Source organism: Cohnella sp. GCM10027633 (assembly GCF_042675445.1).
Classification (GTDB): Bacteria; Bacillota; Bacilli; order Paenibacillales; family Paenibacillaceae; genus Cohnella.
Genome location: NZ_JBHTGV010000001.1, coordinates 24,210 through 49,265 on the forward strand (window position 1 = coordinate 24,210; position 25,056 = coordinate 49,265).

The window sequence follows — 25,056 nt, forward strand, 5'->3', positions numbered from 1 at the left end:
GCTAGGGGGTAGATATTGTAAATCCATAGCTTTCGTTTACTATTTTTATCTTCATTCTCCATTGCTTGCACCATACGACAAATGACAATCCCGTTCGATTCTTTTCGCAACAAAAAACTCCGCGATGGACGCGGAGTCTACTCCCTGTATCTTCTTGAGGTTACAACCCCAAATTTTCGATCCGGTTCATGAAGCTTGTCACATCGGTGATCGTCGAGATAATCGGCGAGTTCTGCAACTGATCGAGCGCCAGATTGCCGCCGGCTAATGCTTGATTGATCTCGTCTAACAGTACCTGGTTTTTTTCGACGATTTGTCGGTGAAGATCCTTGGCATAGCCCGGGGCATCAATCAGATTAAATTGAGCGATTTCATTCTTTAATGCCATTAATCGATCATTGAGCTCTTGCTTGGTTTCGGGATTCGTTGCGGCCTCTTTGATCTGTTGAGGGGCTTGTGCGGCGAAATCGGCTAAGTTATTTAAGTGTTCCGTGGCTTGATCCGCATATTGCAGGGAGTTGTTCGTTTCTTGGAAAAGCGAACACGCGCTAAGCGTCATCGTTGACAGAACCAGGACTAGCATCATCATTTTTCTCATGGAGCAACCCTCTTCCCTTCCGCTCGCGATTGCTTTATTTTTACTTTTTTACGAACGCGTAGGAAAAGGGTTTCATCCTATCCTATTGCGTTCTAGCGTCCGCTCGGCGTCGATCAGCCGACGGAAATAGGAATCGCTTGCCTTTAGTTCATCGTATGTACCGCTTTCAACGATAACCCCATTGTCGAGCACATGGATTCGATCTGCGTAAGTGACGGTAATCAGTCGATGCGCAATAACCAATTGCGTCATTGTCGGAACCGTAAGTATAACTTCAATCCGGATCTATGGCTCTGGTTCAGTTCCTTCCACTCCTCGCGAGATTCTGCTTCGGACCCAACAAGAAGCAGCCTTGACTTAAGCTGCAAGTCAAGGCTGCCATGACGATACGATTACTGGATTTGAGACAAGACGACGTTGTCGAAGTATCCTTTGCCGCCGACGGCCGTCGCGGCGAGTCTAAGCATCAGCTGTACGCTTCCGGTGACGTTCGCGGCGCAAGGTCCGCTTGCCACGACGACGTTGTCCAGATAGAGCGCGAAGAGCCACTGCGAGCCGTTGTGCGTAAAGTCCACTTTGAAATGATGCCAAGCGTCTTTGGAGTAATACGAGTTGACCCAAGTGTTCCACGGACGCGCATTCATATTACTGCCCTGAGCCGGGCCGTCGCTGTCGTAGAATCTCGCGCCCCACCCGAGATACAGAGCGTTGCCGGTAGCGGTTCCGCTGCCCCTGAAGTCGTATTCTAGGGTGTAGTCGACGTTCGGGTTAAACGTGACCGCAGGGAACTGATACATGCTATTGGCATCCGTGTACGTGATCTCCAGCGACTTGCCGCCTACTCCGCCCGGCGCGGTTACAATCGCGCTGCCGGATCCTGCCCATCCGGTCACCTCGCTCGGAGCGTTACGCGTGTCGAAATTCTCCTCGACCAAGACGGTTGCCGGCTTGTCGCCTTGATAGAGCTCGAAGTTGTCGAAGTACGCTTTGCCGCCTTCGTCGCTCAGGTAGCCGTTCTTCAGCTTCGGCGTCAGGCTTCCGATCGCGGTAGCGTTAGCGACGGGGCCGCTGGCCATAAGGACGTTGTCGATGAAGAGCGCGAACGTCCATTTGACACCGTCGTGCCTGAATTGCAACTTGAAGTGATGCCACGCGTTCTGGGAATACGTCTTCGTGGTCCAAGTGCTGGCCGAACGCACGTTCATCAAGCCGGTCACCGGGGCGTCTCCGTCGAATAGCCGTTGGCTGTCGTTGAAGAAGAAGCTCGTTCCGTCGATGCCGCCGTCGCCCCTGAAGTCATACTCCAAGGTATAGTCGACGCCCGACTCGAAGGTGATGCCGGGTAATTGATACAAGTTGCTGCCGGCGCCATGCGTAAGCTCGACCGCCTTGTCGCCGACGCCTCCATCCGGACGGTTCACGATCGCCGCTATATCGCCGGCCCATGCTCCTCCGCCGACGCTGACGTCGCCGTCGAAGTTCTCGTCGTACAGGACTGCGTATTCGTTGTCGGCATCCAGCGCTACGAACGAGACCGTCACGGTAACGTTCTGGTCGGGCATGGCGAACAGGTACTTGTTGTCGCCGAGGCTGGTCAAGCCGGCCGCGCTGCCGTTGACCTTGAGCGAGCCCAACTGCATTTGGTATTCGGGGTTCGGAGCAACGGTCAAGGTGACCATCTCTCCCGCGATCGCCTGGGCTTTATTCGTCGTTACAGCTCCATTAGAAGTTGAGCCGATCGTAACGCTGTGCGCCGTAGGCACCGGTTGCTCTCCCGTCACCATGACGAACACCGGCTTCTCCGTAACTCGTACGGTTACCTTTCCGCCTACCAGTTGAGAAAGGATCGATGTGGCGGAACCGGTCGCGTTCTTGTGCACCAGCTCGACCAGCTTAATGTCTTCGATATCCGCTAGCGGAATTTCGGACAGATCGAGCTCGTAATCCATGTAGTTGCCGTCCACGTCGCCTTTGGACGTACCGAGCCAGAGCGCGAAGCCCTTGCCCTTCTTCTGGTCTTCCTCGTCTTTCCCTTCGTTCTCGTCGTCGAAGCCGAAGCGAAGGACGTTCAGCGCGTTCGCCGGCGTCGTATTGTTATTGCTGAACGCGTTGCCCGCGGAATCCCACGGTTCTACCTTCTTCGTATAGGTAGGCGTCTCTACTTCCTGCTCGAATCGCATATCGCCCAACCAGTTGCGCATGGCCGCGACATAATACCAAGCGGGTTTCTTGGCGGTCGTACCTTCGCCTAGTACCTCTTGCGTATCCAGATAGCCGCTCGTGTTGAACTTGCCGGCGGTACCCGTTCCCGATCCGCGCAGCATGAATTGTTGGGCACGATCTACGCCCCATGACGCCAGAAGCAGGAACTCCCTGACCATCCAGCGGCCTTGCATCTCGAACCCGCCGGCGACGTTCTGCAGCGTTGCCGGATTATTGCTGCCTGGTAAGCTCGCATACTGAGCCGGGTCCAATTCGAGTTCTGCGTTAATGCCCGGATAATAAGTCTGATCCGCTTTGGCCGTGGTAGCCGTACCTTGGGCGGAGTCCCAACCCAGCTCGGAAATCCACACTTCGGCGTTCGGATAATACAACGCGCGAAGGTTCATGACCCATTTCATGCCGTACTCGAGCGGAACGTCCTGGTTCCACGTCTGGTTCGTCCACTGGTCTTCCTCAGGCGCCACGCCGCCGATCGGCCTGCCGTTCGCGACGTCCTTGGAGTCCGGCGTATAGTGGTGCACGTTCAGTACGTCTACCGGGAATTGCTCGAACCGGTACAGGAAGTTCTCTTGCGCTGCGGGATTCTCTTCGCCGAGCAGCGCTTGCGCGCGGGTGTAAGGCTGCGTCTTCTCGGTATCGTGTTTCCTGAAGTACGAACCCGCGTCGAGGACATAGTTGATAGCCAGGTAATCGTCTTCGGTTCTGTAGGTCAGGAACCACTCCGTCATCTCTTCCATGAACTTGAGGTCAAGGCCGCCCACGCCCGCGATGGACAGCTTCGCGTTCGGATCGGCGTTCTTGAGGCCTACGCCGGAGTAAGGCTTGCCGGTCGCTTCTTCGGTGTAGATGTAATTGCCGCTCCGGGAGTCGACGTCGATGTCCGTGTCGTGAATCCACGACTTCATGGAGTTCATGTGGCCGTCGTAGTCCGCGCTGGTCATGGCCGCGAACTCGTAGCCGTTCACGCCCTTCAGGTTCAATTCGTTGCCGTTCTCGTACGTCTCGATCAGGTTCAACCCGATTTCCTTGGAGGTGCCCGGCGCGACGTGAACCAGATCCGGATCAATGGTGCCGCCCTCCGCCGTGCTCTTGGCGCTGCCGTATCTCGCCACGTGCTGCCATAAACTCATGGCATGGCCGAGATAAGATTCAGGGTTTTGTCTGTCCCCGTCTCCTTGGAAGTTGGGAATCATGAACGCGGGATCCGTTCTCTCGGCATCTCCGACATGCAGATTCTGCAGGCACAGATAGACGATCGCGCCTGCCGCCTTCATGTTTCTGTAGAACGCATCGAACGCGCCCCACTTGTTGACGAACGCGACCATCGGCTTCTCCGGATCGTCGATCATCCGCGGATCGTTGTCGCCGTAGCCCAAGTCGTTGCCGACCATGTATTCCGTCCACGCCCACGTGTGATATTCTCTCGTCGTTCCGCTCACCGGGACGACGAATTCATTGAGGTTGGGGTCGTTGAAGAAGCTGTTGGTGCCGACGAACGTATCGATGTCGATGTTGAAGTCCGGTACCGTCTGAGGCTCTTTGTTCCAGTCGATCGGTACGATGTCCCTCTTGCCGCTATCCGCGACGAGCGGTTCGAGCGGCAACCCGAGAATGACGAACTCGGACAGGTTGACGTCGCGATTGACCGTAATGATATCGTCCGCGAAGTTCTTATACTTATAAGTGCCGCCGCTCAGCTTCTCGATCTTGAGTTTCGTAGCGTTCTTAATGTCTTCGTAGACGTAACTTCCGCCGAAGCTGGCCGGGTTGGCGAGGTCCATTCTCGCCCAGTCGTCGTCGTTGTCCATCGCGTAGGTGAACAGCTCCACGTAATGGTCGTCTACATAAGCGGACACCTTGACGGAACCGCCGGCGACTTGCCATGCGCTGGTCTGTCCCGGAATGGCGGATGACGTGGCGCCGTACGCCGCGCCGTCGAACATCCAGATTTCCTGAAGCGTATGCTTCTGATTGAGCGCGATCTCGAGCGTGTTGCTATCGCCCTCGCCCGTTCTCCATACGCTGTCGTTCTCCGGGAGAGCTATCTCTTCGTTGCCGAGTATCGGCCAGTAGCCATCCGGGCTAGCTGCGCTGATCTGCTCGAACGTCGTGAAGTTCTTGTAGCTGTCGTATCCGTCGAACAGCAGGTAAGGAGATCCGTCTCCTTCGGCCTTGCCGTCGTTGCCCAGCCAAGACCGTTGCACCGCCGCCACCGCGCTGCGGGTGATCGGCTTGCCGAGCATGACGAAGCTCGAGAGGTTGACGTCGGTGTCGAAGTTGCGGTAGACGTCCGCGCCTTCCCACCAGTGGTACTTGTCCTCGCTGACCTTCTCGATCTTGATCTTCGAGACTCTCTTGATCTCGTCGTAGGTGAGGCTGGTGTGGTTGGCGAAAGCGCTCAGATCGCTAAGGTCTGCCTGCACCCAGCTGTCGTCGTTGTTCATGTCGTACGAGAACAACAGCTCATATCTGGCCTCGTCTTCCAGATAGCCGTACACGTTAATGGATCCGCCGATGACCTCCCACTTGCTGCCTACGCCTAGCGGATCGCTCGGGACGTCGGGAACGGGGTTATTCGGATCCGTGAAATCCCAATACGCCGATGGGCGGTACGCGCCGCCGTCGAAGAACCAGATCTCCTCGAGCTCTTGCCGCTGTTTCAGCTCGATCTCGAGCACTCTGTTCGTATTCCACGCGCTTCCGGCTCCCGATCTCCACACCTTGTCGGTGCTTTCGTTCGGGATCAGCCGGTCGGATTGGCTCAGGATCGGCCAGAAGCCGGACGGGCTCGCCGCGCTGATCTGCCCGAACGACGTGAAGTCCTTATAGTCGTCGTATCCGCGGAACAGCAGATACGGGTTGCCTGGGGTCGTATCGTCGCCTTTAACGCCCAGCCAAGATCTTTCCACGCCTACGACCTGCGTGTCGCCTATCGTGACCCATCCGTCTTCGTCGACGGTTGTCGTCGTACTGCTTGCGACGTTGGACAGAGCGCCGACGTTAGACGCTTCGTCCGAAGCGCGGATCGCGAAGTAGTACGTCGTGTTAGCCGTCAGTCCGGTGACGTTGAACGACTCGCTCGTGCCCGCGACCGCCGGCGTCGGTTCGCCCGTCACCGTCGCGGCGGAAGCCCAGTTGCCGTTCGTGATCGTAGACGTGCTGTAGCGGATGTCGTAGGACGTCGCCGTGCCGGTCGCGTTGTCGTCGCCCGGAGCAGTCCACGTCAGATTGACGTTCGCGGAACCGGAGGTCGGTGCGGCCAAGTTGGATATCGCCGCGGGAGCGATCGTGTCGCTTCCGCCTCCGCTCGAAGGTTCGCCGTAGATGACGATCTCCGAGAAGTTCGTCGAGGTCGTCGTCATGCCGACCCGAATATATCGCGTCGTCACGCTGACCGGATGCGCGTTCCATGTCAAATACCCGATTAGCGGATCTGTGAACAGCGAAGTCCAGCTGCCTGGGCTTCCGTAGGAGAACGTCACGTCGGCGTTGCTGGGCCCGTCCCGCAAGTAAATGTCCGTGATGTCGTAATCCGATCCCAGGTCGATGTACGCGTAAGCCGGGAGCAGCGCGTTGTTCCAGCCCGGCTGCCAGTTGAACGTCGTCGCACCTCCCGTGCCGCCGCGGGGATCGCCCGCCAACGTCTGCTCGTCGACCAGCTTCGACGCGTCTCCGAGGCCGGATTCGTTGGTCACCATGCCAGTGTTCAGCGAGAGCTTCCCGTTACCCGCCGCCGCGGTCGTCGCTTTGCTGACGACGTTAGATAGAGCGCCGTCGTTCGGCACTTCGTCGGAAGCGCGGATCGCGAAGTAATACGTGGTGCCCGCCGTAAGTCCGGTTACGTTATACGACTGGCTTGTACCCGCGACCGCCGGCGTCGGTTCACCCGTCACCGTCGTGGCGGACGCCCAGTTGCCGCTCGTGATCGTAGACGTGCTGTAGCGGATGTCGTAAGACGTCGCCGTGCCGGTCGCGTTGTCGTCGCCCGGAGCCGTCCACGTCAGATTGACGTTCGCGGAGCCGGAAGTCGGCGCTGCCAGATCGGAGATCGCCGCGGGAGCGGTCGTGTCGCCCGCAAGCTCGCCGTATATGGCGATCTCCGAGAAGTTCGTCGAAGTCGTCGCCATGCCGACACGAATATATCGCGTCGTCACGCTGACCGGATGCGCGTTCCACGTCAGGTATCCCGTCAGCGGATCGGTGAACAGCGATGTCCAACTGCCGGGGCTTCCGTAGTAGAACGTTACGTCCGCATTGCCGGGGCCATCCCGTAAGTAGATGTCCGTAACGTTGTAATTCGCCCCCAAGTCGATGTACGCGTAAGCCGGTAGCAGCGCGTTGTTCCAACCGGGCTGCCAGTTGGACGTCGTCGCGCCTCCCGTGCCGCCGCGGGGATCGCCGACGATCGACTGCTCGTCGACAAGCCTCCACGCGTCTCCAAGACCGGATTCGTTCGTTACCATGCCCGTGTTCAGAGAGAGCTTCATGCTTGCCGCTTCCGCTTTGTTAGGCGGAGTGACGACAATGCTGCCGACGAACGTCGCGATCGCCAGCAAACCGGTTAACCATGATGAATAACGCTTCTTCAAATCAAATCCCTCCTTTGATTATGAGATGCACTTCAATCGTAACAATTCGACACGGGGTAAGATATCGCGATTCGATAGCTTTCGTTGACTTTTCATATCTGAATGTATGCGCTTTCTCCAATGTGATCGATTTTTGTCGACGGCCAATGACAAGAATTTGATCCCATAAATAAAAAAAGCCGCGATGAACGCGACGTTTACTGCGACAATGTTAATTAGCTATAATTTCGGAGCGTTGAGCCTTACGTACTTCTTCTCTCGGCTTTCCCACAGTTGACCTGCGATCATTGCGCCGATCGTAGGGAAGATAATCATTCTTGCCACTAAATAAGCGACCGATATTTTGCCGAAGTTAACGATTTCAGCAATGGAAAAGATTAAAGTAGTGATCATGCCGATATAGAGAACGCCGTAACGAAGGACGAAAGCCCCTCTTCCTTTTGCTCGCGTGCGCTCCCATTTCCTCATAAAGTTATTCATGGTCCTATTCTGTCCTCTTTCCGAATTTCCGTTGATAGACAATTAGTTTATCAATCAACCGATGTTCCCGCAAGATGACTCTGCTATAGTAAGTGTCCTCTGTTCGTTATGACCCCATAGGAATGGCCTTCATTTCATGGATTCGTTGGAGCGTACGGACGTAATTCGTCTTCTCGTCATCGGCCTCCGCGTGGAGGTACCCCTCCACTAGCCTGTAACCGAATACGAGAAGGATGAACTCGTAGACGCAATGATCGGCGATCCGGGTTACGTCCGCATACTCCGAGAAGCCTTCGTAATAAGCGGGGACGCATCGCCGGTAGCGTTCGACCATGCGATCGATATCCGGTTCGTCCGCGATCAGGCTTGCGAGGTCCTCGCCCAGATAGCCCCATCCGCTCGTATCCCAGTCGATGAGCGCGATATTTCCGTCGGCGTAGATCAAGTTGGTGACCCAGAAGTCCCGGTGACATAGCACGAGCGGCAGTTGCTCGATACGGGCGAAAATCTCGTCCGCTTGCTCATCGATGTCGATGAGCATTCGCCGCACGTGAAGCGGAAATTCGCAGCCCTCCGAGCGGATATAGTCGTAGACGAGCGGCCATGACCGGTAATGCAGGTACGTATGTTTCATGAGATCCGCATGGCTTAGGTTGGTCAGAGTCTGCAGCGCTGAAGGCTGCTCCGCATACAGCTTGCCTTGAAAGCGCCCCAACTCCAACGCGGCCCGTTCATACATGTCGTCGGTCAAGGCTAATCCGGTTACGCCGTCGATATATTCCAGCCACAGCCGGTATTCGTTTCCTTCGGCATTGAACTCGGCGTGATAACAGGTCGGCCGGCGAAGGGCTTGCGAGAACGTCGATCCCAAGTCGGACGAATAGAGATCGTATTCCCTTCGCCATGAACCCGGATCGCCGTAACGCTCCCATTGATGCTGGACTTTCAGGACGATACGGTACGGCAATCGTTCGCCGTTCGCGGTTACGGCGATCCCCGTTACCAGTTGCACATTCCCTACGGTTCCGCCCCGTAACGGTGTAGTTTGGAAGTCGGCGGTAATAATATCCGTCTTGAACTGTTGGCTTAAGGCATAGATCAGCTTGTCATATTGGATAGGCACGCCCCCTCTCGTTTCTTCTTCGTTTGTTGGCTCCATGTGATGATTATATCAAATGCATCCCCTATTTTCTGGAAGACTTTAAATATAACCATTCTGCCCTTAGTAACGAGAAAGGCAACTGATCGTAAAGACCAGTTGCCGTGCGGATTCATTGAGCGAGCACATATTCCTTCCAGTCGTTCTCGAACTGTGTTTTATCGCAGCCGAACAGGAAATCGTAAGCATCCGGTTGTCTAATGAACCCGACAAGCTTGTCATAACCGAACTTCTCTACGATGTAGGCAACGATCGTGTAGGCGTACATAGGGCCGTTATTGCCGCCGAAGCTGTCCCAATCCTGATCGAGATCGTCGAGCGACGGCAAGGTTTGCACGGTACGCGGTTCTCGAACAGTCCCCCACGTTCTGCCTGCCTCATAGCTGCCGATTCCGAACCTTAGCCAAATCGGCAGCTCTTGATTCATTTGAAGCGCGACGGCTGTCGCGAATAGCGCGAGAATCGCTTCCGTCACCGAGTCATCCGAATGTAACGGTCCCGGATGGAGAGGCGTAACGGATTTTATGGTGGTACAGTCTTTCGCAAGATAGGCGACGAACCAATCCGGCGCATCCGGCTTATTCGCTTCCCGGCGCAGCGCTTCTAAGCTGGGATAGAGCTCGATGACCACTTTCTTATCGAGTTTGCATTGCAGATGTTCAGTGATCTGAGCTAACCGTTCTTGCAATGTACGGACAATACGCGCCTCGGTTTCCTGTTCTCTATTCGCATGCCCTTCGATCTCGAACGTTCGAATCAAGGAAATAAGCTCTTGCGCGGACATAGACCGGTCCCCTCTCCATTGTGATAATTCATTCTTTAATCGACCGAGCGCTCGGTACAGCCTGTTCTTGACTGCGCTTTCTTTCATGCCGACAATATCCGCAATTTCGGCAAGCGTGCAATCGACGAAGTAACGAAGCGCGATAATATCGCGATCCAGCGGATGATAGTTCGACAGCGCTTCGGACAGGTCCAATCGCAAATCTACGTCACTCGTAAAATCAATGCTGATCGTGGGTTGCGCATACTGGAGCATATCGCCCGCCTCTCTACGGATCTGCCGTTTTCGCAGCTCGTCAATGACAGCATTGTGCGTTATTCGGTAGATCCATGTGAATAGGCTTGATTCCCCTCGGTGACGATGCAGATGCTCAAGCAGTTTGCTGAATACTTGCTGCGCCAAGTCCTCGGCCTCGTCAGGCCCGAGCTTCACGCACACCAATCGAAATATACGCTTATAGTGCTGTCTATAAAGTTCGTCGATGCCGGCCGGCTCGATAAGAATGCCCCTCCCTTCTCGCGATCTATAGGTTAGACGGTTCACGCCAGGTAAAAGCCACAATCCAATAAAGATAATTTCGAAGTCTTTAACGCATTTTCCTGTCCTTTAGCCTTGGCTTCTTTTTCGCTATACTGAAGGGCATGGACGAAACAGGACGATCGGAAAGCAGGCGCTTATGGTATATCAATTCGATTACGTCTCGGACGAGTTCCGGGTCAAAGGGTATATGAGCATTCCCGGCGATATCGCGTGGGACAAGGTGTCTATCGAGGCGGCGCTGCGCGGTTTCTATGAAGACGCGTCGTTACAGGCGGAGGTCGTCGCCGAATCCGTCGTCGGAGTCGAAGAGCGAACGGATATCCGGACATGCCGAATGCCCGTCCTGATCTATTGCCGGGGCGGAATCGGCAAAGTCGGCGCGGTGCAAAAGCATTGGATCGACTCGTTCGCGAATATCGGCGGACATATCGTTCTCGCGCCGTGTTACCGGGGCAACGAAGGCGGCGAAGGCCGCGACTTCTTCGGAGGCGTCGAGCAAGAAGACGTCGATGCCCTTCATCGGTTCGCCGCGAGCTTGCCTTTCGTCGATGCCGGACGCATCTCCGTCCTGGGCTTCTCCCGGGGCGCGGTGAACGCGGCCCGGTTGGCGGCGTCGAACGCGAAGCTAAGCGGCCTCGTGCTCTGGGGCGGCGTATCCGATCTCGCCCGGACGTACGAGGAGCGGGTCGACCTACGCCGCATGTTCAGGCGCGTCATCGGCGGCACGCCTTCCAACCGTGCGCCGGATTACGAAGCCCGTTCTCCGGCCGCGATGGCCGGGCGAATCTCCTGCCCGACGCTGATCATCCACGGCACGGCGGACGAGCAGGTCGATTACGGCCATGGGCTCCGCATGTACGAGGAGCTGAATGCGCTCGGCATGCCCGTCGAGATGCACGTCTACGAAGGGTACGGGCACCATCTGCCCTTGAAGCTGCATGAGACGGCGGTGCGTCGGATGTTCGATTGGCTCGGGACGTCAGCTTGTTCTTCTCTCGGAGCCGCCCCACAATGACTTCGGGTTATCCGTCAGGATCGCTCTGGACCATCGTTCCACGTCTTCGGAATGAGCTTGGTTTGCTCTTGGGAAACCAGGATTGCGTTTAAGCGAATGCAAGCGATGACGAGTCCGATACAAGACGGTTTTCACGTTCGACACGGAACACTCCGTCAGCTCGGAGATTTCGTGCATGGCGTACCCGAAATAGTTGGCAAGGAGCCAGAATTGAATGTTGCGGCGCGGAAACTTATTCGCCATCCACTCGATTAAGCTGCGAACCTCTCCATAATCCGAATCGGTACAAGCCAGAGCGTCGTCGTTATCGAATACGGCGTTCTCCCCCCTCCTCCGCTTCGCCCGAATTTGGTCGATCCACAAATTACGTGCCACCCGGAAGAGAAAAGGCTTCGTTCCCTGGCGAGGTTCGACGTTCTTGAAATATTGCAACGTCCTTACTAACGTCTCTTGGACTAAATCTTCGGCATCCCAGCGAGATTTCGTCAGATAGGCACAGTACTTTCGCAAATCATCCATATGAGGCTTTAACAGGTTATCGTAAGTCGAATGAATTTGCATATCGCACACACCCCTTTGCGGGTTTTCGTTTAATAGAGTCAAGAATCAGAATAGAGTAGAAATATAAAATAGGTAGCGGGGTAATCTTTAAGTTTTTCTTAAATGTGCTTGAGCGCAAATGAACCAAACCGGCTCTCCCCGAGGAGAAGCCGGTTTGGTCCGTTCTAATGAGGCATAGATCAATCGATGTCGTTAACGAGCACGTACACCGGACGTTCGCTCACGTTCAGCGTTACTTTGCCGCCGCTGATCGTCAGCGGAGTCGTTACGCCATTGGTGTCGCCCGCCGTCATCGTGACTTTGCTTGCGGTCGTCGGCGTACCGGCAAGCGTAAGCTGGTAGTTGCCGACGGTCGTGTTGTTGCTCGTCGGCGACCAGAGCACGTAAGCGCCGTTGTTGCCGGTCGCGCTCTTGAAGCGGTAGATCATGACGTTCGGATTGCCGGAGGCGATCTCGTCGTGGTAGCGCATGCCGGTCAGCGTCTCCTTCATCGTGTAGACGGCGTACCAGCTGAGCTTCGGCTGGAAGCCGGAAGCGCGGTCGGTCAGCAGCCCCATCGTCGAGAAACGGGCGGAGCTGGTCGTGTCTTCGTCGCGGAGCATGAATTGCGCCGCCTTGTCGATGCCCGCGGCCGCGGCCGCCAGATAGGTACGGACGAGCCAGTCGGCTTGAACGTCGTAAGCGGACGTCGCGCCGATGGCGGGAGCCCGCCCGATCGATCCCGGGTGAATGTCGTAGCCGAATTCGGTGACCCATACTTCCTTGCCGGGCATGTATTGGTCGCGGTAATCGACGAACTCCTTCATCAATCCCTTGAAGTTGTCGGCCTCGGGGCTCAGCCCGATCGTGCCGTTCCCTTGACCGTAACCGTCATGGCTGTATTGGTGCACGTTGATGACGTCGAACGGCACATCCCCGCCGCGGTTGAAGTCGGACCAGAATTTGATCGCCTTCAGATAGTCGACGGTCAGGTAAGCGATGCCGCCCATGACGAGCTTGGCGTTCGGGTCGGCGTTCTTCACGCCGTGCACGTTGCTCAGCGCGCCCATGTGGCCGTCGTAGTCCGCGCTGGTCATCGCCGCGTATTCGTACGGCTTGAAATGCGCGTCGCGCGTCCCCCACCAGTTGTCCTGCTCGTTCCAGTTCTCGACGTACTTGAGCAGGTTCATTCCCGACAGGCGCTGCTGATCGCTTGCCAGCTTCAGCTTGCCGTCGGCGACCGTCGTGCTGCCGTAGCGGGCCATGAACTGGAACATCTCGCTGGCGTGCTCGGCGTACGACAACGGGTTCATCGGATCCTCGTTGCCGGCGACCGGCTTATTGACGAACGCGGTTTCCAGCCAAGTCGGAGAACCCATGATGGCGGGCGAGACCGTGATGCCCATGTCCTTCATGGTGTCGTAATAGGCGTCGAAGTTCCAGTCCGGTCCGCCGTAGCTTCCATTGAATCGATGCAAGTTGTTCGGATACCCCGGATAGCCGGTGTTGATCGTGCCGTACGTCCATTTGTCATCGTCGTCCCAGATCCAGTTGTGGTATTCGCGGACGAAGCCGACGGCGGCGGCTTTGTCGAGCGGGTCGTCGTTGAGCATGTTGGTGCCGATCAGCTGATCCATCGTCGGGCGGGCGTGCGCCACCGGCGTCGGCGGAGCTGCCGGATCGCCGCCTACCTTCGTTCCGTATAAGACAAGCTCGTTGAAATACATGCAGCAAGCGTCCGCTTTCAGTTGAATGTAGCGCGTCGTGACGTTGAGGCTGCGGCCGATCCATACTTCCGGCGTGTTGTTCATCGTCTCCGTGAACTGGAAGTCCCAATCGAACGGCGTACCGGTCGATACGGTCGTGGCCGAGCCGCCCCATGTCCGGTCGTAGAAGTACATGTCGGTCAGCGCGTATTCGGTGCCCAGGTCGATGACGACGCTCACCGGATACATGACCGTATTCCAGGTCGTATTCCAGTAGGTCGTCGGCACGCCGCCCAGACCGGCGCGCGGGTCGCCGGCAAGCGTCTGTTCGTCGACGATCGGCGCCGGGGAGGCAATGACCCCTTCGTCGAGGAGCATCGATGCGTTCAGAACGATCTTGCTGCTGGTCATGGCAGCAGTCGTGGCCTTGCTCACGACGTTGGACAAGTTGGCGACGTTCGACGCTTCGTCGGAAGCGCGGATGGCAAAGTAATACGTCGTCGACGGGTTCAATCCGGTCACGTTGAACGATTGGCTAGTGCCCGCGACCGCCGGGTTCGGTTCGCCGGTCGCTTGCGAGGCGGAAGCCCAGTTGCCGGTCGTGATCGTCGACGTACTGTAACGGATGTCGTAGGACGACGCCGTGCCGGTCACGTTGTCGTCGCCCGGGGCCGTCCACGTCAGATTGACGTTCGCGGATCCGGAAGTCGGCGCGGCCAGGTTGGAGATCGCTGCCGGAGCGGTCGTGTCGCTTCCGCCTCCTCCCGAAGATGCGCCGTAAATGACGATTTCCGAGAAGTTCGTCGCGGTCGTCGCCATGCCGACCCGAATATAACGCGTCGTTACGCTGACCGAATGCGCGTTCCACGTCAGGTACCCGGTCAGCGGATCGGTGAACAGCGATGTCCAACTGCCGGGGCTTCCGGCGTAGAACGTCACGTTGGCATTGCCGGGGCCATCCCGTAAGTAGATGTCCGTCACGTTGTAATTCGACCCCAGGTCGATGTACGCGTAAGCCGGGAGCAACGCATTGTTCCAGCCCGGCTGCCAGTTGAACGTCGTCGCGCCTCCCGTGCCGCCGCGAGGATCGCCCGCCAGCGACTGCTCGTCGACCAGCATCCCCGCGTCTCCGAGACCGGATTCGTTCGTCACCATGCCCGCGTTCAGCGAGAGCTTCGCGCTGGTCGCGGCGGTCGTCGCTTTGCTGACCACGTTGGACAGAGCGCCGACGTTCGGCACTTCGTCGGAAGCGCGGATCGCGAAGTAATAAGTGGTGTTGGCGGTGAGCCCGGTCACGTTGAACGACTGGCTGGTGCCCGCGACCGCTGGGTTCGGTTCGCCGGTCGCTTGCGAGGCGGAAGCCCAGTTGCCGCTCGTAATCGTCGACGTGCTGTACCGGATGTCGTAGGATGAAGCCGTGCCCGTCGCGTTGTCGTCGCCCGGAGCCGTCCAAGTCAGGTTGACGTTCGCGGAGCCGGAAGTCGGAGCGGCCAAGTTCGAGATGGCTGCCGGGGCGGTCGTGTCGCTGCCCGAAAGTTCGCCGTAGATGACGATTTCCGAGAAGTTCGTAGAGGTCGTCGTCATGCCGACCCGGATATAGCGCGTCGTCACGCTGACCGGATGCGCGTTCCAAGTCAGGTACCCGGTCAGCGGATCGGTGAACAACGATGTCCAACTTCCGGGGCTTCCGTAGTAGAACGTCACGTCCGCATTGCCGGGGCCATCCCGCAAGTAAATATCCGTCACGTTGTAATTCGACCCCAGGTCGATGTATGCGTATGCCGGTAGTAGCGCGTTGTTCCATCCCGGCTGCCAGTTGGACGTCGTCGCGCCTCCCGTGCCGCCGCGGGGATCGCCTGCAAGCGACTGCTCGTCGACAAGCCTCCATGCTTCTCCAAGACCGGATTCGTTCGTCACCATGCCCGTGTTCAGCGAGAGCTTCGCGCTTGCCGCTTCCGCTCTGTTAGGCGGAGCGACGACAATGCTGCCGACGACCGTTACGATCGCCAGTAAACCGGTTAACCATGCCGAATAACGCTTCTTCAAATCAAATCCCTCCTTTGAATTTGAGATGCACCTCAATCGTATTCTCCGGAACGGGCGGAAGGTATCGCGATTCGATGGCTTTCATTGACTTTTTATATCTTCATTTCTCATCATAGTAAAATAAAGGGGACGTCCGGCATCCGGACGCCCCCTTCTTCTTCGCGCGACGATTATTGTTCCGTGATTTCGAAGCTTAGATGGATCGCCGGCATGGCGGAGCCGGGATGATCCTGCTCGTACGTGAGCTGCGGAGCCAGATAAACGTCCGGAACCGTCTTCTTCCCGCGGTAGATGCCGGGATACAGGTCGATCAGATGGTGTCCGGGTTCGCCGGCCGCGATGATCGTGAACTTCAACGTCCCTTGGCTATTGAACGCGCACATATAACCGGTATACGCATTGTCGTAGACCAAGTAATAGGCATTATCGAATTCGGTCCAGCCGGCGCCCTTGATCTCGACTTCGATCTCCGTTCCCGCGGGACCGGAGGACTTGTTGACCGAGACGATCGAGGGCAGAATCCGCAAATACGCTTCTCCATAGGACTGTTGATCCGACTTCAGCTCGATTCGATGAGGAACGCCGCCAAGATCGTCGGGAATCGGGAATTCGTACGAGATGTTCCCGCTTCTGTCCGATTTCACGGTACCCAGCGCCTTGGCCTGCTCCGAGAATCCGGCCGACGTTACGCGGTTGCCGACCATCGTGTACCATACGAGTTGATAGGATTGGTTCGCCAGCACGCCGCTTGCTTGAAGCGCGACTTTCTCTCCGACGGTGCCTTCCTGTTTGCTGAGAGAAACCTTGACTCCGGGTTTCAGCTTCAGCGCGGGCATCTTCACGCCCCCGTCCGCCGCCGAGGCGGGAATCGGACCGATCCTATTCCGTAGATCCGGCTTCTCGTCGGTGATCTCGAAACGGAACGAAGGAACCGGCAAGTAGGCATTCGGCGCTTGTTGGTGGTTAATGTATCCCATTCCCAAGTAGCCGTGCCATACGGTAATGGAATGCTTGCCGCTTGATCCGGATGCGCGGAACTTAGCCGTTGCCGATCCGTCGGTCGAGATGGCCGTCATGAGGCCGGTCATCTTGTTGTCGTAGGTCACCTGCCAATTGCTCTCCATGTTGGCCGGGCCGATGCCTTCCGCCGTAAGCGTAATCTCGGTTCCGACCGGTCCGGAGGCAGGAGACATCTTGAACGTCGGATTGACGTAGTAGTTGGTCTGCGCCGCGTTAACGTTATTCTGGCGCACGAACACGGTATGATCTCCGCCGAAGCCCTTCGGTACGGCGAACGATCCTTGCCATACTCCGTTCTTGTCCGCCGTGCCTTGCAGAATGACGATTTCCTTCTCCTTGTACTGCGCGCCGATGACCGTGTAGATGCCTTCCAGCTGGTAGCTCCCTTCAACCGTAAGCCAGACGAGCTTAGCGGTCTTATTGGGCGCAAGTCCCGTCGCGGTAAAATCAACCTTCGAGCCGATCGTACCCATGGTTTGACCGAGTTTGATCGCTGCCTTCGCCCCTGCCGCGAACGCTTGCGGAGCGCTAGGCAACCACGCAAGACATACCGCGAGCAGCACGGACAGCCATATTTTCATCGACATATTCACCCTAACATTCACTGCCGACATCCCCTCTCTTATTGCGCCGCAGGTTCGGCGGCCGGAGCTTCATCATCGGCAGCGCCTTGTTCCGCGGCGACGATCGTGATCAAGGAAGGCTCGACGTTGAACGGCTCGAAGGTTCCTTGCGCGGAAGCCGACCCCGCCGTAACCGAATAACGCAGCACGCCTTTCGGCGTTTCCTCGGTAATCCGGTAGACCGCTCTCCAGAACAGCATATCTTCCGGCATGCCCGGCTCTTCGAACAGCATCATGTCGAGCGTCTCGCCGGTCGCAAGCTTCACTTGAAGCTTGGCGTCCTTCGCCAGCTTTCCTTTCGCGTCTACTGCTTTCATGCGGAAGACGATCGCGTCTCCGACTTCGAATCGGCTCGTCAACACGCAGCCCAAGTTTTGCGAGACGGCGTCGCCGAATACGGACAAGTTGCCGGCTTTCAGCGTTGCCGTTAACGACTCGGGATTCCAGCCGACGCCCGAGAACCCGGCCGCGGCCGCCAGGTCGCGAACGGCGACCGTCGGTTTGCCGTCTTTAACGACGACCTTCAGCTTAACCCCGTGTACGACGGCGGTCTTCTTGGCCGCGTCATACGTGTACGCGATTCCCGTCGTTTTCGAGAATGCGGCAAGATCGACGTAGGTTTTACCGTTAATAATCGCGTTGGACGCCGATGCGATCGCATGGCCGTTCACCTGCACCGAGACGCCTTTCGTGCCGGCGGATGCGGTTGCGAACGAAGTAACGATCGCGGCGGCCGCGAGCACGGATACGGCGCTTTTCCTTAAAGCTTTCTTCATGAATGACTCCTCCAAAATATTCAATTTCATCAGTGCAACGATCCACTGAAGTATGGCAACGTTATAGAAATTACCATTGAAATTGTAATTCCGCATAGTGACTCTGGTCATCATTAACGTCACATACGGGAGCCTCGGAGTCATGAGGTAACAAAAACTCCGCGCAGCGCGCGGAGTTTAAGAATACTTCGAGTATGATGGATTATCTCTTAACAACCGGAACCCAGAACTCGCCGTAGAAAGTGCCGTCTCCGTTGTCTTTGCGATAAGTCGCGTTCGGACCGCCGATGTAAGCGTAGTCGGTGACGTGGGCCAGCACTTCGCCGAAAGCGCGATAAGTCAATTGATCGAATAAGGCTTCCTTGTCGCCCTCTCCCGCGACCACGATGTACTCGCTGTCCGGGAACTCGATAATGCGCGTCGCGTCGGCCACCGCTTTGCCGGCTTCTACCGCGAAATAATTCCACGGTTTGCCCTGATAGACCTCGTTGACCGACCATTCGAGCTCGTTTTTCGCGGCGCTCTTCAGCTTATCGAATCGACCGTCGGCCTTAAGTCCGCCCCAGAACTCGGCTTTTTCCTTCTGCAAGGCCGTCATGTCTTGGAAGTTCGACCGGATCGAAAACCCGTAGGCGGTCAGCGTGAACGATTTTTTATGTTCCAGCGTGTAATCGGCCATGCGAACCCTCCTTCTCTCCCCGACATCGGAGATTAGCCTTCCGTTTTTTTTGCACGAAGCCACATTTCGCCGTAGAACTCGCCGTTTCCTGCTTCTTTGACGAATGTTGCGTTGCCGGGACCGACGTATTTGTAGTCTTTGATTTCATTCAACAGACCGCCGAATACGTTGCCCGTGATTTCGTCGGCAAGGCGGTCTTGGTCCGTACCGGTGCCGGGAACGACGATGTAATCTCCGGCGAGGAAATCGAGGACGACGGCGCCTTCCGCGTCGAACTCGCCCATTACGCCGAATCCGCGCCAAGCTTTGCCGTCGAGAACGTAGTTGATTTGATAGGGTTGCCCGTCGGCGAGCGCGAGAAGCTCGGCAAGCTTGCCGTTTTCGGTGATTTCGGCTTTTTTCGCCGCGGTTTTGGCCGCGTTGCCCGCCCAGTCGTTGAAGTCTTCGAACGGGACGCCGTAAGCCGTCATTTTGTAGTTTTCCGAGATGCTTTTGATGGAGTAGTTCGTCATTGTTATTCTCTCCCTTGTGGTTTGGTCTTTACAAGATTGATTCTAGTTGCTGAATGTATCAGAAAGTGATACTCTTTTTCAACAAACCAAACCATCCGATTCGGGGAGGGAGTATGATGAATAAAACCGAACGAGTGAACCTGATCATGCGCTACATCAATAACCGGGCGCATTTTACGATCGCCGAGATTCGGCGGGAGTTCAAGATTTCCCGCGCGACGGCGATCCGCGACATTAACGAGATTCAGGCGTTGGGTTTCCCGTTGACGACCGAGCTCGGGCGCGGCGGCGGCTACCATGTGCTGCAGAATCAGTATCTGCCCTCCGTCCGCTTCACGCCGGACGAGTTGAAGGCGATCTTCATCAGCTTCATCGCCTCGAAAAATTCGCAGCTGCCGTATCTGCATAATCGCCGCTCCATCACGGAGAAACTCATCGGCATCGCGTCGCAGTCCCAGCAAGACGAGCTGATCGAGCTGAATAACGTCCTGCTGTTCGAGAATACGAACCCTGCCAATCCGAATCTTCTGGAGCTCGACGATGCGGCGCCCGCGGAGCTGAACCAGCTGATTTCGCTTGCCGTGCGGGACAAGCACTTGCGGTTGACGTACGAGACGAGTCCCGGCTGGCCGCAGTTGATGGACGTTTTTTTGCTGCATATTTTCAACTCGAACGCCCAGTGGCAGGCCGAAGTCTATGATTTCGGTACGGACGAGTTTCGTTACTTGCCCGTCGACATGCTGCGGGATTCGGCGATTTCCGAGCAAGAGCTGAAGTTGTCCGAGCAAGAGATCGTCAGCCGAAAACGGCTTGCCGCGCGCGAGTCCAATCTTGTCGTGAAGCTTGATAAGACGGGGATTCAGCGTTTTAAACGCATGCACCCGCCGGGCATTATTCTATCCTTTACCGGGATGTTTCAGACGAGCGGGATTTTCCATGTTCAACTGGACGTCACCGACGCCGAGGCGTTGACTTATTACGTCGATTGGCTTTTGTTCTTGGGTAAAGGCGTCGCGTTCGAACGGATTCCCGCTGAGCTGCGCGCGATGCTGGAAGAGCGGTTAAGGGTACCGCCAACGTTCTAAGTTCGTCGCGAACGCTGTTTACGGTATCGCGGATTTGGTTGCTGGACAAGCCTGTTCCGGAGCCTCTTACGTCCTTCTCTTGATTCGTCGGGTCGATCGCCCTTCTTTTCCCGATGATGACGGTTCCTTTATTGATCACGATGATCACTTTGCCGATAATGACGCAACCCATGTCGATCACTCCTTTGTCCATGTTCATTCATATGCGGACGAAGAGAGGCTTGTCACGACGCGATCGGACGAGGTGATTTATTCCGATCGCAAAAAAATAAAACCCCTCGTTACACGGGGGTTAAAAGTTGTTGGCCTTCCTCCCTCACACCAACGTCTCGAGCGTATGGTTGAACCGCTGTTTTTTGATTTCCAAGTATAAGCGGTTGAAGTCGGAGACGTCTCCGTGCAGCTTCTCCGCGCCTGTCACGTTAACTCCGTACTTTCGAAGCGATTGGAGCTTCAAGGGGTTATTGCTTAGAAGCCGAATCGGAAGTTCCCGAAGAAGGGTCAACACGACGGCCACGTCCTGATAGCTTCTTTCGTCTAAGGGATGACCGAGCGCCAAGTTCGCCTCCGCCGTATCGAAGCCGTGCTCTTGAAGTGCATAGGCAAGCGATTTGTTGAAGAGTCCGATTCCGCGACCTTCATGATCCGCGACGTAGACGACAGCTCCGGCTCCGAACGAGACGATCTGCCGAAAGGCCGACTTCAGCTGGCTTCCGCAATCGCAACGTTGGCTGCCGAAGATGTCGCCCGTATGGCAAATGCTGTGGATGCGCACTTTGGCGAGCTCCGCGTCTCCGAAATCGCCGCAAGTCAACACCGAGCTTTGCTGCCAATCCGCCAAGGGCAGACGGTCTAGCCGATCCAGCAGCGCCTCGGGGTCGGAAGGCAAGTCCGGATGCTTCAACCAGGTGTACCATTGGAACGAATGCGTCTGTTCATCGATCTGAATCGGCATGCTGACGGGTCCGAAGAGGTGTATCGCTTCCCCTTCTCCGTTCACGGACGTTCGCAATTTGGATAGCAGCATGCTTCTATGCTCCGGAGATAGCGTATGCATGGCAATTTCCCCTTCCCGATTAAAGTTGGGCTGCTCTCTCTAAGCGATAAGAAGCCCATGCCTCCGTCGTTTCCCAGAGCTTAAGCGTAATGGCGGCGATGTTGGGCGCGACGATCCGATCGTTGAACGCGATACATAGGATCCTGGAAAAATGCTCGATGCTCGGATTGAGACCGACAAACTCGTGAAGGTCGTTCAACGTGCGGTCGCGATACGTTTCCAGAATCTCTTCGAATGCAGCTTCGATATCCTTAATATCCACCAGATAGCCATGTCGATCCAACCGCTCCCCGTGCAATCGTAGCTCGGCGACGAAGTGATGGGAATGCGGGAAGTTCTCTCTCCCCCAATCTCCGCCTATCAAATAATGCTGGGCAATAAAATCTCTTTTCACGGCAACCGTGTACATGAATGACTCTCCTTCGCTTTCGGATTAGTTATCGTAGGTCAGGACGGCTTGCATAATCGCGTCCGCCTGGTTGTCCAACGCTTCGTAAGCTTCCGCCGCCCGCTCGATCGGGTATCGGTGCGTAATGTACTTCGCGGGACGAATGCGGCGAATCATCTCCCATGCCGCGTCGATTCTTCTCGCGTTATTCCAACGTCCGAGCAAGTCGGGCGAGATCGTGCTGACTTGACTGCTGATCAGCTTCATTCGGCTTCGATGGAAATGCGAGCCTAAGTCCAATGAGGCGCGCTTCGTTCCGTACCACGAGCCGACAATGACGCGTCCGTCGTATCCGGTCATCGAGACGGCTTGATCCAAAGCCGCGGGCGATCCGGACAATTCGTAGACCAGGTCGAACCCGTTATCGGACAGTAAGGCGTTCGCTTGTTCCCGGCAATCGGTCGCGAGCGGGTCTAGACTGAAGTGCGCGCCGGCCGCAAGCGAAGCTCTCCTCCGCTCCGGATTCGGATCGAAGCTGATCAACCGAAAGATCGGCTGCATCGCCAGCAAGCTCAACGTCAATAAACCGACGATGCCTTGTCCGAACACGGCCGCGCGTTCTCCGATCAACGGCCTGCCGTCCAATAGCAAGTTCACTGCCGTCTCCATATTCGGCATGAAGATCGCTTCCTCTGTGCCGATATCCGAGGGCACCTCGATCAACGTATCGGGTGCAGCCACGAAGTAAGAGGCATGGTGATGGAAGGCGAACACCCGCTTTCCGATCCAACTCGCATGAACGCCAACCCCTGTCTCGACGACTTCCCCCACCGCGCAGTAACCGTATGGAAAAGGAAAGGTCAGCGCGTGAGAAAGCGAGGAAATGGTCGCGTCAGCTACCATATCCGAAGGGGCTTGTCCGCGGTAGATCAACAACTCGGTTCCCGGGCTGATCCCCGACGCGATCGTTCTGACGAGAACCGTATTCGCTTCCGGAGACGGAATCTCGCTTTCGCGAATGTCGACAGATCCCGGACCGGTGAAATACAACGTTTTAAGGCTCATTCGAGCTCCATTCCAGATCCGCGGCCATTACCATGTCCGGACCCCATTGTTGATAGACGGCACGGCTCAACGAAGGATACTTGCCGGAGGAAGAAGGGTTCCCCACCGGTCGCACGCCGCCGACCAGCATCGGGCTGGTCGTCACGATCAGCTGATTGCCGAGGCCTCTCTCGAGAAAACCGGCGATGATCCGTGCTCCGCCCTCGATCATTACGCTTCGGATGCCCAATTGTCCCAAGGTTCGAAGCGCCTGCGAAAGGTCGAGGTGCCCATTCTCGTTCTTCCTTATCGGATAGACGCGCGCGCCGGACTGCTCCAGTTCCGACTTGCGGTTCGGACACGCGTCGTCTCCCGTGATTACCCAAGGTCTCTTGGGATTCTCGAGCACGCGGGCGAAAGTCGGACAACGCAATCTCGTATCCAAGACGATCGGTCGCGGATGCTCTCCGTCGACCAACCGAACCGTCAGTTTCGGATCGTCGGACAGCACCGTCTCGATACCGACGAGGATGGCGTCATGGTTCGCCCTCAGATGATGCGTCATCTTCATCGATTCGGTCCCGCTGATCGCGAGAGGCAATCCCGCGCCGGCGGCAATGCTTCCGTCGATGCTTTGGGCATACGTAATCGTGCAATAGGGAAAGCCCGTCTCTCGTTGGATATCGTCCGCGTTGGCCAACCGTTCCCGTACCCTCTCCAGAATCACGAATGATCCTCTCCTATCCTTATGCCAATAGTTGACAGTTTTCGATAAAATGAGTAGTTTGATAATAATTGCACGATAACGGAGGCGCTCTCGATGAACAATACCGAAATGCGGCAAACGACCCATCAACAACGGCTGCTTTGGCGTACCGTAACGCGCAGGCCGGACCTGCCGTTCATGAACATCAATATCCATCTTCAATTGAACGGAGCGGTCGACCCGGCGGGCTTTCGGGACGCTTTAACGCGGTTGGCGAACGAGCAAGAGTCGTTACGAACGTCCTTTCGAGAAAGCGACGGCGTTCTGCTCAGACAGGTACACGCCGAAAGTCGGATCGATTTTGATTTCGCGGATATTCGGAACGAATCGCCGGACCGACAAGATGAGATTGTCCGAGACGCTTTGGACAGAATCTATTCCGACCCGATGCCGCTTACGTCTGCCTTGGCGATTCGAGGATGCATGTATCGATTGGGAGACAAGGACTTCCGCTGGATCGCTACGCTGAATCATATGGCCGCGGACGGGCAATCGGCTTACCTGCTTCTCGTCCGCTGCGCAGATCTCTTCAACGATGATCATTCGGCATCGACGCCCCACAACTTCGACCGATTCATCGAAGAACAGAACCGCTTTCTTGCGGGGCCGCATGCTTCCAAACAGATGACGTTCTGGCGCCGGTATTTGGAGGGGTTCGATCCGTCGGATTCGCCGTCGATGCCGACGGCTCCGGAGAAGCTGTCCCTGCACCGATCGCAGCTGCCGCAGGAAACGATTCGTAAATTGGCCGAGTCGGGAGACGGATCTTTGGCCCATGCCCAGATCGTGTTGAAAGCCGCGTTCGTCGGATTGCTGGCTTGCGCGTTCGGACATGACGACGTCGGCGTCTTCTCGATATTGGCTAACCGCTCCAAGGAATTTCAAACGACGATCGGGTATTTGGCCAACATCGTTATTTATCGAACGCGATTAGACGGAGATCCTTCGCTCCAAGAGCTGCTGGCGTTGACAAGAGCTTCCGTATACCAAGCATCCCGTCATGCGAAGCTTCCGTATTTGCAGCTATTCAGCGAGATCTTCCAAGAAGACTACGACCGAATTCCGCGCTACTTTTTCAATTTGATACCGATGCCGGACCATACGCCGTCTTACGGACAAGCGGCCGTCCGTTCCGTCCCCGGAGCGAACGATTGGATCTATTGGAACGGCTTGGAGCATCATGCCATAGGGCTCACGATCTATTCGGCGATGCCCTATTTCGCGGGAATCGAGTGGAGATACGACAGCCGAATTCTCCGAACGGAAGACCTTGCCAAGTGGGATGCGGCCTACCTGCGACTCGTCGATGATTTGCTGAGCGATCGTTCTTACAACCTATCCGATATCACTCTCTCGTAAATTTCGACCTTATGTTGCTAGAATAACATTTTTTGCATAAAAAACGCCATATTTTTTCATTTTTCGC

At 56.4% G+C, this 25,056-nt stretch carries 18 protein-coding genes; 3 read left to right on the forward strand and 15 right to left on the reverse strand.

Translation table 11 applies throughout. The features are described from left to right. Positions 1–160 precede the first annotated feature (160 nt). The 5 genes from ACFQZG_RS00080 to ACFQZG_RS00100 all read right to left on the reverse strand — a co-directional run bounded on the left by ACFQZG_RS00080 (position 161) and on the right by ACFQZG_RS00100 (position 10,376). Positions 161–598, reverse strand: a complete 438-nt coding sequence (locus tag ACFQZG_RS00080; protein ID WP_378148948.1) for a DUF6376 family protein — start codon at positions 596–598, stop codon at positions 161–163. Between the two features lie 392 nt (positions 599–990). Then, on the reverse strand, positions 991–7,410 hold the full coding sequence (locus tag ACFQZG_RS00085) for a fibronectin type III domain-containing protein (protein WP_378148949.1): 6,420 nt from the start codon (positions 7,408–7,410) through the stop codon (positions 991–993). A 219-nt stretch (positions 7,411–7,629) separates the two neighbouring features. After that, positions 7,630–7,890, reverse strand: a complete 261-nt coding sequence (locus ACFQZG_RS00090; RefSeq protein ID WP_378148950.1) for a hypothetical protein — start codon at positions 7,888–7,890, stop codon at positions 7,630–7,632. Between the two features lie 106 nt (positions 7,891–7,996). After that, positions 7,997–9,013, reverse strand: a complete 1,017-nt coding sequence (locus tag ACFQZG_RS00095) for an aminoglycoside phosphotransferase family protein (RefSeq protein WP_378148952.1) — start codon at positions 9,011–9,013, stop codon at positions 7,997–7,999. A 148-nt stretch (positions 9,014–9,161) separates the two neighbouring features. Further along, the gene (locus tag ACFQZG_RS00100; protein WP_378148954.1) at positions 9,162–10,376 is read right to left on the reverse strand and encodes an RNA polymerase sigma factor; all 1,215 of its coding nucleotides are present in this window, start codon (positions 10,374–10,376) and stop codon (positions 9,162–9,164) included. Positions 10,377–10,509: 133 nt separating this feature from the next. Here ACFQZG_RS00100 and ACFQZG_RS00105 point away from each other — a divergent pair, with 133 nt between their 5' ends. Then, on the forward strand, positions 10,510–11,388 hold the full coding sequence (locus tag ACFQZG_RS00105; protein WP_378148956.1) for an alpha/beta hydrolase family protein: 879 nt from the start codon (positions 10,510–10,512) through the stop codon (positions 11,386–11,388). On the opposite strand, the gene ACFQZG_RS00110 is transcribed toward ACFQZG_RS00105, so the two are convergent. From ACFQZG_RS00110 to ACFQZG_RS00135, 6 genes are all read right to left on the reverse strand, one after another. Further along, positions 11,353–11,949: an RNA polymerase sigma factor gene (locus ACFQZG_RS00110; RefSeq protein WP_378148958.1), complete on the reverse strand. Its 597-nt coding sequence runs from the start codon at positions 11,947–11,949 to the stop codon at positions 11,353–11,355. The two genes, ACFQZG_RS00105 and ACFQZG_RS00110, sit on opposite strands and share 36 nt — an antisense overlap. 179 nt (positions 11,950–12,128) lie before the next feature. Beyond that, complete coding sequence (locus ACFQZG_RS00115; RefSeq protein ID WP_378148960.1) at positions 12,129–15,680, reverse strand: fibronectin type III domain-containing protein; 3,552 nt, start codon at positions 15,678–15,680, stop codon at positions 12,129–12,131. Between the two features lie 170 nt (positions 15,681–15,850). Beyond that, a complete protein-coding gene (locus ACFQZG_RS00120; protein ID WP_378148961.1) occupies positions 15,851–17,281 on the reverse strand; it encodes a hypothetical protein in 1,431 nt (476 codons plus the stop codon). A 41-nt stretch (positions 17,282–17,322) separates the two neighbouring features. Continuing rightward, positions 17,323–18,099, reverse strand: a complete 777-nt coding sequence (locus ACFQZG_RS00125; protein ID WP_378148962.1) for a hypothetical protein — start codon at positions 18,097–18,099, stop codon at positions 17,323–17,325. Positions 18,100–18,301: 202 nt separating this feature from the next. Beyond that, positions 18,302–18,778, reverse strand: a complete 477-nt coding sequence (locus ACFQZG_RS00130; RefSeq protein WP_378148963.1) for a GyrI-like domain-containing protein — start codon at positions 18,776–18,778, stop codon at positions 18,302–18,304. Positions 18,779–18,810: 32 nt separating this feature from the next. Beyond that, positions 18,811–19,290 (reverse strand): hypothetical protein, encoded by a 480-nt coding sequence (locus ACFQZG_RS00135; protein WP_378148965.1) that lies wholly within the window; start codon positions 19,288–19,290, stop codon positions 18,811–18,813. Between the two features lie 116 nt (positions 19,291–19,406). On the opposite strand from ACFQZG_RS00135, the gene ACFQZG_RS00140 reads away from it, so the two are divergent. Beyond that, complete coding sequence (locus ACFQZG_RS00140; protein ID WP_378148966.1) at positions 19,407–20,375, forward strand: helix-turn-helix transcriptional regulator; 969 nt, start codon at positions 19,407–19,409, stop codon at positions 20,373–20,375. A gap of 316 nt (positions 20,376–20,691) precedes the next feature. Here the strand turns inward: ACFQZG_RS00140 and ACFQZG_RS00145 are convergent, their stop codons facing one another. The 4 genes from ACFQZG_RS00145 to ACFQZG_RS00160 are packed head-to-tail and all read right to left on the reverse strand — an operon-like array spanning position 20,692 to position 23,591. Beyond that, positions 20,692–21,402 carry a GTP cyclohydrolase II gene (locus ACFQZG_RS00145; RefSeq protein ID WP_378148968.1) on the reverse strand — a complete coding sequence of 237 codons (711 nt, stop codon included), beginning with the start codon at positions 21,400–21,402 and terminating at the stop codon, positions 20,692–20,694. 49 nt (positions 21,403–21,451) lie between these two features. Beyond that, complete coding sequence (locus ACFQZG_RS00150) at positions 21,452–21,841, reverse strand: 6-pyruvoyl trahydropterin synthase family protein (protein WP_378148969.1); 390 nt, start codon at positions 21,839–21,841, stop codon at positions 21,452–21,454. A 24-nt stretch (positions 21,842–21,865) separates the two neighbouring features. Then, positions 21,866–22,885 (reverse strand): zinc-dependent alcohol dehydrogenase, encoded by a 1,020-nt coding sequence (locus tag ACFQZG_RS00155; RefSeq protein WP_378148970.1) that lies wholly within the window; start codon positions 22,883–22,885, stop codon positions 21,866–21,868. Then, a complete protein-coding gene (locus tag ACFQZG_RS00160; RefSeq protein ID WP_378148971.1) occupies positions 22,875–23,591 on the reverse strand; it encodes a RibD family protein in 717 nt (238 codons plus the stop codon). The genes ACFQZG_RS00155 and ACFQZG_RS00160 overlap by 11 nt, the downstream gene beginning before the upstream one ends. A gap of 93 nt (positions 23,592–23,684) precedes the next feature. Here ACFQZG_RS00160 and ACFQZG_RS00165 point away from each other — a divergent pair, with 93 nt between their 5' ends. Beyond that, the gene (locus tag ACFQZG_RS00165) at positions 23,685–24,989 is read left to right on the forward strand and encodes a condensation domain-containing protein (RefSeq protein WP_378148972.1); all 1,305 of its coding nucleotides are present in this window, start codon (positions 23,685–23,687) and stop codon (positions 24,987–24,989) included. Positions 24,990–25,056 lie beyond the last annotated feature (67 nt).